Origin of the sequence: Alloalcanivorax xenomutans (genome assembly GCF_032810065.1) — a bacterium.
Classification (GTDB): domain Bacteria; phylum Pseudomonadota; class Gammaproteobacteria; order Pseudomonadales; family Alcanivoracaceae; genus Alloalcanivorax; species Alloalcanivorax xenomutans.
The window spans coordinates 1,361,096-1,374,192 of the sequence record NZ_CP136538.1 but is presented as its reverse complement, the minus strand read 5'-3'; the positions used below and the strand labels follow the sequence as shown (position 1 = coordinate 1,374,192).

Sequence of the window (13,097 nt, the reverse complement as noted above, 5' to 3'; positions counted from 1 at the left end):
GCCGATGAACCGAGCCGCCGTCGCCACCGCGCCCCTGTCCGCTCCCCCTTCGAATGCCGGAGAGCGGGCACGCAGAATCCTGCACGCGCCGGTACTGCCTACGTTACTGAAACTGGCGCTACCCAATCTGGTGGTGATGCTGGCTCAGGCCCTGGCCAACTTTCTGGAAAGCTACTACGTCGGCCTGATCGGCGTGGACGCCCTGGCCGGGGCGGCACTGGTGTTCCCACTGGTGATGCTCATGATGATGATGTCCGGCGGCGGCATCGGCGGCGGTATTTCCTCGGCGGTGGCGCGCGCCCTCGGCGCCGGCGATGCCGACAAGGCCAACGCCCTGGCTCTGCACGCGGTGGTCATCACCGGTGTACTGGGTTTGCTCTGTTCAGCGGTGGTGATCGGCTCCGGTCCCGCTCTCTACGCCCTGCTCGGCGGCCGCGGCCAGGCCCTGGACGCCGCCCTCGCCTACTCCAACGCCCTGTTCGCCGGCGTCACCTTTCTGTGGCTGATGAACGGCCTGTCGGCGGTAATGCGCGGCGCCGGCAATATGCTGATGCCGGCGCTGGTGCTCACCGGCGGCGTGTTGCTGTTGCTGGTGCTGTCGCCGCTGCTGATCTTCGGCATCGGTCCACTGCCGGGTATGGGCATTACCGGCGCTGGTCTGGCGCTGGCCGCCTATTATCTGATCGCCACGGCGATTCTGGCGGTGGCCCTGATGCGCGGCCATGGCGGCGTCCGGTTGGACTTGCGGGCACCGCTGCGCAAAACCCTGTTCGCGGAGATCCTCGGCGTCGGCCTGTGGTCCGCCCTGAACACCGTGTTCTCCAATTTGTCCGTGGTGGTGGCCACCTTCTTCGTCGCCCGCACCGGGATGACGGCGCTGGCCGGCTTCGGCCTGGGTATTCGTATCGAATACCTGCAGATCCCGCTCAGCTTCGGTTTCGGCACCGCCCTGGTGGCCATGGTCGGCATGAACATGGGCGCTGGCCAGATCCAGCGCGCCCGTCGCATCGCCTGGATCGGCGCCGCCCTCACCGCCGCCACCACCGGCACCGTGGGCCTGCTCGCCGCCGCCTTTCCCACCGCCTGGCTCGGCCTGTTCACCGACGATGCCGAGGCGATCGCCACCGGCGCCATTTACCTGCGCACGGTGGCACCGGTGTATGGCTTCTTCGGCGTCGGCATGGCGCTGTACTTCGCTTCCCAAGGCGTCGGCCGTATGCAGTGGCCGATCGCCGCCAGTCTGACCCGCCTTGCTGTTCTTGGCATCGGCGGCACTCTGATGACGACACTGTTTCCCGGCGATCTGGTGGCCCTGTGCGCGGTGATGGCCGCCTCCCTGGTGGCACTGGCGGCGGTCAACAGTATTCCCTGGCTGATCAGGAGATAATCATGAAAGCCGTTATCGCGGGCTACGCCCGTTCCCCGTTCCACTTCGCCCGCAAAGGGGCGCTCGCCGAAGTACGCCCGGATGATCTCGCCGCCCAGGTGGTGAAGGGATTGCTCGCCCGTACCGATCTGGATCCGTCGCTGCTGGAGGACGTGATTCTTGGCTGCGCCTACCCGGAGGCCGCCCAGGGCAACAACATGGCGCGCATCGTCGGGCTGTTGTCAGGCCTGCCCCGGGAGGTCGGCGGCATGACCATCAACCGCTTTTGCGGCTCGTCCATGTCCGCCATCCATATCGCCGCCGCCCAGATCGAGGCGGGCATCGGTGACGCTTACCTGTGCGTGGGCGTGGAAAGCATGTCCATGGTGCCCCAGGGCGGTTTCAACTTCTCCCCCAACCCCTGGTTGCGGGAACATACCGACGCTTACGTATCCATGGGACGCACCGCCGAGAACGTGGCGCAACGCTATGAAATCCACCGGCCCGAGCAGGAAGAACTGGCTCTGGTCTCCCACCGCAAGGCCGCCGCCGCGCGGGACGGCGGTCTGTTGCGCGATGAAATCATCGCCATCGATACGGGAACGGGCGCGAACCGGATCGAGGACGACGGCTGCATCCGTCCCGGCACCTCTCTGGAAGCTCTGGCGAAACTGCCGCCGGCGTTTGATGAAAACGGCGTGGTCACCGCCGGCACCTCTTCACCGCTCACCGATGGCGCCAGTGCCGTGCTGGTCACCAGCGATGACTTCGCCCAGCGCCACAATCTGCCGGCCAGCGCCCGGATCCGCGCCGTGGCCACCGCCGGTTGCGACCCGGCGGTAATGGGGCTCGGTCCGATTCCCGCCACCCGCAAGGCACTGCAACGGGCCGGTCTCAGTGTGGAGCAACTGGACGTGGTGGAAATCAACGAAGCGTTCTCCTCCCAGGCCCTGGCCTGCATCCGCGATCTGGGACTGAACCCGGATACCGTGAACCTGGACGGCGGCGCGCTCGCTCTTGGCCACCCCCTGGGCGCCACCGGCGCGCGCATCACCGGCAAAGCCGCCACCCTGCTGCGGCGGGAAAAGGCCCGCTACGCCCTTGCCACTCAATGCATCGGCGGCGGCCAGGGCATCGCCACCATCCTGGAGGCCCTGTAACAGCCCGTTCGCGGGCGCCCACCTTTTCGTCCGTTACTCCGACGACCCGGCGTCCCTGGCGTTCCCACTACGCGCCAGAGACAACGCCACGGTGATGGCTCCGCCATCGTCCTCTCCACGGCCGTGGCACCGGGGTCGCCGGGGGCTTTTTATGGCGGCCATCTTTAAGGTCTTTGGAGCCTCCATTCAGACATTGCTACAAGGCCGCTGTGGGAGCTTGTCCGGGCGGCGGGCCGCTGCAAGCAATGGGTCACGCTGGAGGGCCGTATTCGCCAGCAGGCTGGCTCCCACAGCGGTTCTGTAGCGCCGTGCAGAGGGAACCCCAAGCCCCCAAGCCAGATTTTGCGTCAACTCCTTTGCCTCATTATTAATCGCGTTTTAATATAAGCTTATATCAATACATTTATTGTGGGCTTTTTCGGTCAGGACCTTCGCTCTGACCGCACGCCAGGGAGTTCCGTCATGCCAGCTTCACTTGCCAGCAAGCGGGCGCTACGCCTCAGCTTGATCCCCTTTCTGTTTGTTTCAGCCCTCGCGGCTCGCGGCGCCGACTCCGGAGAAACCCTGGCCCGTCAGGGCGCCAGCGGCGCGCCACCCTGCGTCACCTGCCACGGCACCGATGGCCGCGGCAACGCGGCCGGCGGCTTCCCTTCCCTGGCCGGCCTCAGTGCCGACTATCAGGCCAAGCAACTGCATGACTTCGCCAGCGGCAAGCGCGCCAATCCGATCATGGCGCCGATCGCCAAGGCGCTCAGCGACGAGCAGATCCAGGCAGTGGCGGAGTACTACGCCGGCCTCGATGCCGGCTCCGGTCAAACCGATCAGCAAAGCAGCGACAAGGCCGCTGCCTTGCCAGGGCGCGATTGGGTGGTGAATGGACACTGGCAGGCCAATCAGCCCGCCTGCGTCGCCTGTCATGGTGACGGTGCCCGTGGGGTGGGCAACCACTTCCCGGCGCTGGCCGGGCAACATGCCGGTTATCTGGAAGCCCAGCTCAAGGCCTGGCAAAGCGGGCAACGCAAAAACGACGCCGGCGGGCTGATGGCGGCAGTGGCAAACGCCATGACCGAGCAACAAATCAAGGAAGTCGCCGCCTATCTCGCCGCCCTGCCCACCGCTGGGGAGATCCCGGAGCATGCCCGGCCGGATCCGGCACCCCGTGTCGCCGACGCCCTCAACAATTACTTCCAGCCGCCGCTGTTGGAGGATCTACCCGATAACGAATTCGGTGCCTCGGTGCGTCGCGGCGCGGATATTTTCCGCCACACCAGCACCGATGCCGAAGCCGGCCGCTACGTGGGCAATAGCCAGAGCTGCGTCAACTGTCACATGAACAACGGCCGCCAGGCCAACGCCGCACCAATGTGGGCGGCCTGGGGACAGTACCCGGCCTGGCGCAGCAAGAACCAAAAGGTGAATACCATGGCGGAACGCCTTCAGGGTTGCTTCACCTATTCGCAAAACGCCCAGGCCTCCGAGGCGGGACAGGCGCCGGCGGCGGACAGTCAGGTCATTGTTGATCTGATGAGTTTCATGTTCTGGCAATCCAAGAGCACCCCCACCGGGGAAGCTCTGCCGGGCCGGGGCTATCCGGAACTGGACAAGCCGGCGCAGCCGTTCTCACCGGAACGGGGGGCCGGCTTGTACGCGGAGCATTGCGCGCTGTGTCACGGCGACGACGGCCAGGGCACCGCTTTGGCGAAACGCCGCTACCAATTCCCGCCGCTGTGGGGAGATCAGGCCTTCAATTGGGGGGCCGGCATGCACAGGGTCAACACCGCCGCCGCCTTTATCCAGGCCAACATGCCCTTGGGCAAACCGGGCAGTCTGTCGGTACAGCAGGCCTGGGATCTGGCCGCGTTCATCACCAGCCAGCCACGGCCACAGGACCCGCGCTTCAAAGGGGATCTCGACGCCACCATTAAAGACTTCCACGGCAACCGGGCCATGGATTACTACGGTAAAACCGTGAACGGCTATCACCTGGGCGCGCCGGGAACCCTGGAGCAATGGCGCAAGGAGAGGACCACCGGCCGCTAGCCGTGATCGTCGAAGCTGCCGTGGCGCCCTGCTCCCCGGGCGAAGCGTTGTGCCCCGGCGATGGCTTCGGCGAATACCACCGGATAGCCGCCGGCGCCCTCACGGCGCAGGGCTTCCGTCAGATCGTGATCCCACTGCTGATAGGTGGAAAGGCGGTCCGCGCGCAGGCACCGCTGCGGGAACGCGGCGATCTCCCTGGCCAGGGCCTGCGCCTGGGCCAGGGCGTCGCCGTCCGCCACCACCCGGTTGGCCAACCCCATGCGCAACGCCTCATCCGCCTGCACCGGGCGACCGGTGAGAATCATGTCCAGTGCCTGCCCCTGGCCGATGATTCGAGCAAGCCGTACGGTACCGCCGTCAATCAGCGGAACCCCCCAGCGGCGGCAGAACACACCGAACACCGCCGAGGCTTCCGCCACGCGCAAGTCGCACAACAGTGACAGCTCCAGGCCGCCCGCCACGGCATAACCTGACACCGCCGCGATCACCGGTTTACTCAGCAGCATGCGCGAGGGACCCATGGGGCCAGGACCGGTGCCTTCGGGTTCCACTTCGTTGCGGCGCTGCTCATCGCCCATGGCGGACAAATCGGCGCCGGCGCAAAAGTTGCCGCCGGCCCCGGCCAGTACCGCCGCATGAACGCTGTCATCCTGTTCGAACGCTTCAAAAGCAGCACGCAGGGCGTCGGCGGTGGGCCGGTCCACGGCATTGCGTTTATCAGGGCGGTTAATGATGATCGTGCGAACCGCACCCTCGGTGTGGGTGATAACCGGCGAATTGGACATGGGTTGTCTCCTGGTTTGAGGTCTGTACGGTTTTGAGGCATGCGCCGCGCGCCATTTGCCGCACCAAAATGCAATTTTTCGAAGCTAGGATATATTTCACTAAATGTCCAACATGGTAAAACTCAGTTACATTGAAGGCATGGAACCGACCGCTTCGGATCTGGTGCTTGATCTGCTATCCACCCACGATGCCCGGGAGCTGTCGATTGCCGCGCTGTGCCGGGCGGGCGAGGCCTGCGGCCTGCGGCCGCAGAACGTGCGGGTGGCGGTGAATCGTTTGCTGCGTCATGGCAAGATCACCAGCCCCGCGCGCGGAATTTACGCGCTCAATCCCCAGGGCAATTCTCTTATCGAGGATGTGCGCAACTGGCTACGCAAGGAGCAACAGGCGGTGGCCTGGGATGGCGGCTGGATCGGTGTCATCGACGCCGCCGTGCCAAGACGGGAAAAAGTCGCCTGGCGCCGTCATGAACGGGCGTTGGCGTTGAGGGGATTTCGTGCCCTGGCGAACAGCGGCCTGTGGCTGCGCCCGGACAACCTGATCGGTGGCGTCGCGACGGTGCGGGAGGATTTGAAACGCTTGGGTATGGCTCCGGCGGCACGGGTCTTTGGCGTCAGTGCGTTGTCCGGGCAGGATGAAGCACTGATTCGGGCACAGTGGGATACCCGGGCAATGACCTCGGCCTATGAGACTATCGGCCAACGCTTGAGAACCAGCGAGGCGACCCTGGACACGCTGCCACTGGCACAGGCTGCCCGCGACAGTCTGTTGCTGGGGCGTGCCGCCATTCGCCTGATCATTCATGATCCGCTGCTGCCCGAGGCCCTGATGGGCGGCGATGCACGTCATCGTCTGATCGATCAGGTGCGCGCCTATCAGGTCAGAGCCAAAGCGTTGTGGGCGCGGTTCCTGGAAGACGGCTGATCAACGGCGGGGGAAACACCGGCAGGACCGCCACTTCCGACACGGCCCCACCGGATTCCTGCTTATCCGCCCCGGCTAGGGCCTGTTCACCCTATTTCCATCGCGCCTGCTGGATGCCCTTTTTTGCCTCCAGCCAGGCGGAGGGCGCGGTTTGGTCATTCCAAATGAGCAACCGACAACGACGCGGGAGGTAAAAAGGGTTCCAGCCCTTCGGGTTACGGCTAAAACGTCACCACTCCGCGTTACTCGTCGTTCATTTGGAACGACCAAACTTCTCTCCTCGTGCCTGGATTGGTGACGTTTTAGCCGCAACAGGCGCGGTGGAAATAGGGTGAACAGGCCCTAGTCACGGAACCACAAATAGTCGTGGGGCTGCTGTTGAGCCGACACCACCACCCGCAGCGCGTCCCGTTCCCCGATAACCGCGTTCTGCAGATAGAGGGCACCGTTGGCGCTGGCGCTAAAGGGTCCACAGGCACCGGCGGTTAGCGCCAGCGAGGCCGGATCACCACTGCCCGCCGTGGTGACACTGCCCTCAAAGGCGCAGTCGCCCGATTGCGCCGACACCAGGCCCTGATCGCTAATGCGCACCGACCATAACGTGCCCTTCTCGTCCACGAACACGTAGTCCCCCGCCAGCGGGTCGTCGGCGATACTTTTCTCATCGCGCTGTAACACGAAGGTGCCGTTGAGGTCTCCCAGTGATAGTTCACCGCGTACCACGGCGGCGTCGGCATCGTCATCGGTAAAATGCACCGGTTCGCCCGCCTTTCCGTCCTGTTCCGCGATGCCGTCAAAACCGGTGTCATCCAGTTGGCCTTCCAGCAGAATCCGGGCGCCATCGGCCTCGTCGTCAAACGCCAACAGCGCGGTGCCATCTTCCTGTACCAGAGCCGTGATCCAGTTGGCGCCGCCGTCGTCGGCAAAGAAAGCGCCTTGATAGAGGCCAGCCAGGGACGCCGGCGTGCCAGCGGGAGAATGATCACCGCTGTTGCCGCCACATGCCGTCAGCGACAACGCCAACAACGCAACGCCAAGAGATTTCAATTTGCTCATCGTTCCACCCTCCGGCTCAATCGGTTTCGGCGTCGCCAATACCATGGAGGGAAACCCGGGTCAGCGCCTTGGCGGCCCGGGGACCATTGAAGCTGGCATGGAGCGTGCTGATGCTGATGTACCCTTCACGCTGGGCGATGCCTTCCTCACTGATCTCCTCGGCGGGAATGTCCTGACTGGCAAAATCGAACACATAACCGTCCAGGGAAACGGTACCGTCTTCCTGTGGCTGAAGATCAATGGATAACGTGGAGTGTGATCCGGCGTCGGTGAACAACAGGCCTTTGGGGGTGCCCGCCGGATAGTTGATATTGAGCGCGACTCCCGGTGGCAACAACCTGTCCCCTTTGGCGTTATCCTGCAGCTTCCGCACCACGTCCGCCACCAAAGCGGCGGCAGCGGCGTAATTATCGGAACGCACGGAAAGACTGACCGCGATGGCGGGCACCTCTCTTTGCACCGAAGAGACCGCCGCCGCCACGGTACCGGAATGCAACGTGGAACGGCCCACGTTCTCTCCGGAGTTGATGCCCGACACCACCAGATCCGGCGCCTCGCCCATCAAGCGCAATCCGACATAGGCACTGTCCGCCGGGCTCGCGCTGACGCGCTGGCCCAGTTCCAGAAACGGCATCGGCAAATGATCCACGGTGCCGCAGTCTTCACCGTTGGAGACTGACACCGCACTGACGCAGTAGCCGCCAGCGGCGGGCTCATCGCCTTTGAGGTCCGAGGTCAGTGTTTCAAAACGCACACCGCAATCACCACTGGGCAGCGTCAGCCGCGACCCCTGACCGCTTTGCGGTCCGGCCGGAGCGTACATGGTGATGGTGTGCCCATGGCTTTGCAGTGTCTCGGCCAGGGCGTTGATCCCCGGCGCGGCGCAGCCATCGTCATTGACCAGCATGATGTTCAGCGCCGCCGCCTGCGTGGACAAGGCCAGAACGCCGATTCCCGCCGCGTATTTCGCCACTGTCCAGCCAGTGATAAAAACACCTGTCTTTTTCATCGTGATCTCTCCCGATCTTGTTGTAATTCGTCTGTGTTATGGCGCCGGTTGTTGAGCACCAAGCAATAAACGGAAGGCGGTACGGGCGTGCGGCATGGCGGTGTCGTGGCCGCTGATGATGTCGCCATAAAGAAAGGACTCGCCGACACGCACGATCAGGTAGGCCAGTTCGGCAAGTGGGATCGGCGACCGCCAGCGGCCGGCGTCGGCCTCGCTTTGCAGCAGGCCGCGAATGACTTCGATGGAGCGCCCCTGAATGATGCTGGACTTGGAGGTCAGAATCCGGATTGCGTATTCGGTGTCCTGGCGGATAAAACGCTGTAGCGGCTCGTTTTCCATGATACGCACCACCACCTGCTCACAGGCCCACGCCAGGTACTCGCCACCGTCACCTTCCGCATCCTCGATAATCTGATCGAACAGCACCCGATAGAACGACCACAGGACTTCCCCGAGCAACAGGTCCTTGTTACCGACCCAGCGGAACAGCGTCGCCCGATTGACGCCCAGTTCCTCCGCCAGTGAGCCCATATTGAGGCGCGAATGTTCGAGCCAATGTTTGCGGGCGAGCTTGAGCGCATCCAGTGGCGTCGCCTGTACTTTTGCTTCCTGCTGAGTAAGGGCGCGGGTCAGTGGGGTATCGTTATGCATCATTTTTCAAATTTATTCTTTAATGCGTCATTTTTATTAAATGTCGCATTCATCCTAGAAGTCCTTTCCCTCCTCTGTCAATTGCCATCCCCCGTGTTATCGGTAGCGTGCCGTGAGCAAGGGTGTCAGCCGCACTGCCACCATGATGGCAGCAGCGCTCGCACCCTGGGGTGGGCAAAGCGGTCGTCGATCAGATGCACCACGCCTTCGTCATCGCCGGTGCGGATCACCCGCCCCGCCGCCTGGACCACCTTGCGCAGCCCCGGGAACAGATAGGTGTAGTCGTAGCCGTCGCCAAACAGCGCCGCCAAACGCGTCTTGAATTGTTCGTTCACCGGATTCATCTGCGGCAACCCCAGCGTCGCCACGAAAGCGCCAATCAGGCGCCGACCGGGCAGGTCGATGCCTTCGGCGAAGGCGCCGCCGAGCACCGCGAACCCGATTCCTTCCCCGCCTTCTTCGAAGCGATCCAGAAACGCCTGACGAGCCTCTTCGTCCATGCGTCTTTGCTGGGACCAGACCGGCACGTCCGGATGGGCCCGGCGGAACACCGAGAGCACGCCTTCCAGATACTCATAGCTGCTGAAGAACGCCAGGTAATTACCACGGCGCTGCTGGAACTGATCACCGATCAACGCGGCGATCGGCGCCAAAGAGGCCCGGCGGTCGCGGTAACGGGTAGAGATGCGGTGGCCGATGCGCACCTGTAATTGCTCCGCCCGGAACGGCGACGGCACATCCACCCAGGCGGTGGTGTCCGGCAGCCCGAGCAGATCGGCATAGTAACGGGGCGGGCTGAGCGTGGCGGAAAACAGCACCGCCGCCGAAGCGGTTTCAAAACGCGGCGCCAGCAAGGCCGCCGGCACCACGTTACGCAAACACAAAAACGAACCGGGCCGGCCACGGGACGGAGCACGCCAGTGGCTGTCAAACAGAAAGGCATCACTGTCGAATCGTTCCGCCACCCGGTTGAAATGCAGCGCATCGAAATAGAAACGGATCAGATCGCTGTCCAGAGCTTCCGGTTGTTCGGCCAGATAATCGGTGATCGCCGCCACGCCCTGCTGCAAGGCGAAAAGAAATCCCTGGGGCGGATCATCATGAACGCGATAGTCGGTGTCAGGCTGGGCTTCCTCGATCTCTTTATTTAGCGCGTTCCAGTGCCGGTGGATGCGTTCGAACGCGCCTTTCAGGGATTTCGGCACCTGTTTTTTCAGGCGGCGAAAGGCGATCTGATCCAGTTCGGCGGAATACATGCCACGGGCACGGTCCACCAGGTTGTGGGCTTCGTCCGCCAGCACCGCCACGCGCCACTGGTTTTCCGTGGTGAGCCCGTGCAACAGCGCGGAAAGATCGAAGTAGTAGTTGTAGTCCCCCACCACCACATCACTCCAGCGCGCCATTTCCTGGCTCAGATAATAGGGGCAGATGTGGTGCCTCAGTGCCACCTCGCGGAGCTGCCGACGATCCAGTATCGGTGATTCGACCGCCGCTTGCCGGGCGGCGGGCAGACGGTCATAAAAGCCCGCCGCCAGCGGACAGGATTCCCCATGACAAGCCTTGTCCGGATGTTCACAACTTTTTTCCCGGGCAATCATTTCCACGGTACGCAACGGCATCGTGCCGTCGCCGGTGAGCGTGCGCACCGCGTCCAGCGCCAGCTTTCGTCCCGGCGTTTTGGCGCTGAGGAAAAACACCTTGTCCAGCACTCGCCCCGGCGCCGCCTTTAACAGCGGAAACAAGGTCCCCAGGGTCTTGCCGATACCGGTGGGCGCCTGGGCCAACAGTGGCCGGCCAGTGCAGGCACTTTGATACACCGATTCCGCCAGTTCACGCTGGCCGGAACGGAACCGGGCATGCGGAAAAGCCAAGGCGGTCAAGGCCTGATCCCGCGCCTGACGATGGGCCAGCTCACGGTCCGCCCATTGCAGGAAACGTTCACAGTGTTCATCAAAAAAACGGTTGAGGGACTCCGCCTCGTGGACTTCCCGCAGCGGCGTTTCCTTCTGCTTGACCACATCGAAATAAACCAGCGCCAGTTCCACCTGGTCCAGGCCGCGCTCACGGCACAGCAAAGCGCCGTATATCTTCAACTGCGCCCAATGCAACACCCGATGGTTGGCGGGCTGCCGCTCCAGATCGCCACGAAAGGTTTTGATTTCTTCCAGGCGGTTACGGCGGGGATCGTAACCATCGGCCCGGCCACGCACATGCAAGTGGCGGTAGTCACCGGCCAAGGGTACTTCCCGTTGATAACTCTCACCGCGACGGCCGGTGACGGTGGTGTGCCCGGCAATGCCCTCCTGAGCGGTGGGCGAAGGGGTGAAACGCAAATCCAGGTCGCCGCTTTTGGCGGTGAACTCCGCCAGGGCGCGCACCGCCACGGTATAGCGGCTCACTCCGTCTCCCGCCAACGCACGTGACACACCGCCACCGGAATATCGTGCCGCTGAAAATAGTCGAGCCAGCGCCGCTGATTATCCTGCAGACGATCGCCGGGCCCCTTCACCTCCACCATTCGATAACGGCGCTGTCGCGGCCATAGCTGAATCAGATCCGGTAACCCCGAGCGGTTGGCGCGCGGATCGGCCAGCAGTCGCTCAAAGCAGAGGCGCAGATGCTCGGCGGGAATGCAGTCCAATGCCTGAGTCAGCAGCTCCGAATCGAGCGCATCCCAAAACAGGAACGGCGACAAACGCCCTTGCTTTTCCTCGAAACGTTGCAGGATCACGGCGCGATAGCTGCCATCATTCAGGCGCGCCAGCGCCTGTTCAAACAGATCCCGGCGGCGGCTGACAAAATCGTCCCGATAGAGGTCCGCCGGCCCGCTTTGAAATGGATGGAAAAAGGCACCGGGCAGGGGCGCGAACAGCGCCTCCCAGCACAGCAGCCCGAACAGACTGTTGATCAGGGTGTTTTCCACGTAGTAGACCGGCTCCGAGGCGGTCCGCATATGGTTCCTCACCGCCAGCTCCACCCACGGATAATACGGCAGCGTCAGTTCGAACTCATGATGCGTCGGTATTGCTCCGGCACGCTGCACGGGATGCCCGAGTTTACGTTGCAGACGGGGCAACACCCGCTGCACCTGCTGCCACTCCGCTTCATTGCGGGGCTCCGCCTCGGCGCTCCGGGCCAATTGGTAAGCCTCGGTATAGCGGCCGGTTTTTTCCAGGACCCGCAGCTCACGGGCACGGGCCTCGGCGTAATGGCATCGCTGATACAAAGCCAGGGCAGCCTGTTCCTCGCCACGCCGCTCCCTCTCCCGCGCCACCTTGAACAACAACTTATGTCCGCGCTCGCGCAACCACGGGTTATCCGGCAACGCTTCCAGGCGCGGCAGCAGCGCCTGTTCCAACGCCTCCAGATCGCCATCGCCATCGAACTGCTCCCGGCAAGCGGCCAGATCGAGATAGGCATCCACTTCCTCGCGACTCTGAAAGGGACGCGAGGCGCGGGACAAGGTCACGGTTTCATACAGGAAGGTGCCTTGTTCGGCGAGCACGAACTCGGACCAGTCCTGGTGCAGGTTGCCGAAAAACATCAAACGCAGCCGATCACACAGCGGCCGAATGCGCAACTGATAGACCGGCACACCGTCCCAGCCCCACGCCTTCGCGGTACGGGCCTGATCGTCGTCTTCCCGCAGTGCCGCCAGCCAAAGCGTCTTGCGCGCCGACAGCGCCAGGCCCCGCTCCACCAGGCGCTGGTGCAAAGCCGACTTCAACTCATCACGGGTACAGAGGGCAAACAGCGTCTCCAAGGTCAGGAGCGGGTCGCCATCAACCCAGCCCGCGCTGATCAGCGGCGCCATGGCGGTAGCCGTGTCGCCAACTTCGCGGTAGCCCAGCCGGTCCCGGCGGAAGTACTCGCCCTTGCGCATCACCATCCGCGCCAGCAAGGCACGGCTGGGCTCCGGCAAAGCGCGAAAGGCATCCAGGAATGCCATTTCCTCCGGCGCCAGCAGATCGCCATGGCGCTCCCCCACCCAATCCAGCACGGTCTGGAAGTTGTGCAGGTAGTAGAGCGGATCGGCGAGATCGGCAGTGAGTGGACGAGATGTACTGGTCATCCGGTTAGCATACCAATGGACAGTATTCGGTAC

At 63.4% G+C, this 13,097-nt stretch carries 10 protein-coding genes; 4 read left to right on the top strand and 6 right to left on the bottom strand.

The features are described from left to right. Nucleotides 1-4 precede the first annotated feature (4 nt). The 3 genes from RYH70_RS06515 (at nucleotide 5) to RYH70_RS06505 (ending at nucleotide 4,566) form a co-directional block, all read left to right on the top strand. Nucleotides 5-1,387: an MATE family efflux transporter gene (locus RYH70_RS06515; RefSeq protein WP_055099101.1), complete on the top strand. Its 1,383-nt coding sequence runs from the start codon at nucleotides 5-7 to the stop codon at nucleotides 1,385-1,387. Nucleotides 1,388-1,389: 2 nt separating this feature from the next. Next, the gene (locus tag RYH70_RS06510) at nucleotides 1,390-2,526 is read left to right on the top strand and encodes a thiolase family protein (protein WP_022995479.1); all 1,137 of its coding nucleotides are present in this window, start codon (nucleotides 1,390-1,392) and stop codon (nucleotides 2,524-2,526) included. 462 nt (nucleotides 2,527-2,988) lie between these two features. Beyond that, complete coding sequence (locus RYH70_RS06505) at nucleotides 2,989-4,566, top strand: c-type cytochrome (RefSeq protein ID WP_317009960.1); 1,578 nt, start codon at nucleotides 2,989-2,991, stop codon at nucleotides 4,564-4,566. Here RYH70_RS06505 and RYH70_RS06500 read toward each other — a convergent pair. Beyond that, nucleotides 4,563-5,351 carry a crotonase/enoyl-CoA hydratase family protein gene (locus RYH70_RS06500; RefSeq protein WP_080530647.1) on the bottom strand — a complete coding sequence of 263 codons (789 nt, stop codon included), beginning with the start codon at nucleotides 5,349-5,351 and terminating at the stop codon, nucleotides 4,563-4,565. The two genes, RYH70_RS06505 and RYH70_RS06500, sit on opposite strands and share 4 nt — an antisense overlap. Before the next feature lie 103 nt (nucleotides 5,352-5,454). Between RYH70_RS06500 and RYH70_RS06495 the strand changes: the two genes are divergently transcribed. Continuing rightward, nucleotides 5,455-6,276 carry a PaaX family transcriptional regulator C-terminal domain-containing protein gene (locus RYH70_RS06495; protein WP_284455308.1) on the top strand — a complete coding sequence of 274 codons (822 nt, stop codon included), beginning with the start codon at nucleotides 5,455-5,457 and terminating at the stop codon, nucleotides 6,274-6,276. Between the two features lie 342 nt (nucleotides 6,277-6,618). Here RYH70_RS06495 and RYH70_RS06490 read toward each other — a convergent pair whose 3' ends face one another. The 5 genes from RYH70_RS06490 to RYH70_RS06470 form a co-directional block, all read right to left on the bottom strand. Further along, on the bottom strand, nucleotides 6,619-7,332 hold the full coding sequence (locus tag RYH70_RS06490; RefSeq protein ID WP_317009959.1) for a hypothetical protein: 714 nt from the start codon (nucleotides 7,330-7,332) through the stop codon (nucleotides 6,619-6,621). A gap of 16 nt (nucleotides 7,333-7,348) precedes the next feature. Continuing rightward, complete coding sequence (surE, locus tag RYH70_RS06485) at nucleotides 7,349-8,341, bottom strand: 5'/3'-nucleotidase SurE (RefSeq protein WP_063141763.1); 993 nt, start codon at nucleotides 8,339-8,341, stop codon at nucleotides 7,349-7,351. Nucleotides 8,342-8,377: 36 nt separating this feature from the next. Further along, a complete protein-coding gene (locus RYH70_RS06480) occupies nucleotides 8,378-8,995 on the bottom strand; it encodes a QsdR family transcriptional regulator (RefSeq protein ID WP_063141765.1) in 618 nt (205 codons plus the stop codon). A gap of 122 nt (nucleotides 8,996-9,117) precedes the next feature. Beyond that, nucleotides 9,118-11,391: a helicase C-terminal domain-containing protein gene (locus RYH70_RS06475; protein ID WP_317009958.1), complete on the bottom strand. Its 2,274-nt coding sequence runs from the start codon at nucleotides 11,389-11,391 to the stop codon at nucleotides 9,118-9,120. After that, nucleotides 11,388-13,064 (bottom strand): VRR-NUC domain-containing protein, encoded by a 1,677-nt coding sequence (locus tag RYH70_RS06470; protein ID WP_317009957.1) that lies wholly within the window; start codon nucleotides 13,062-13,064, stop codon nucleotides 11,388-11,390. The genes RYH70_RS06475 and RYH70_RS06470 overlap by 4 nt, the downstream gene beginning before the upstream one ends. Between the last annotated feature and the right edge of the window lie 33 nt (nucleotides 13,065-13,097).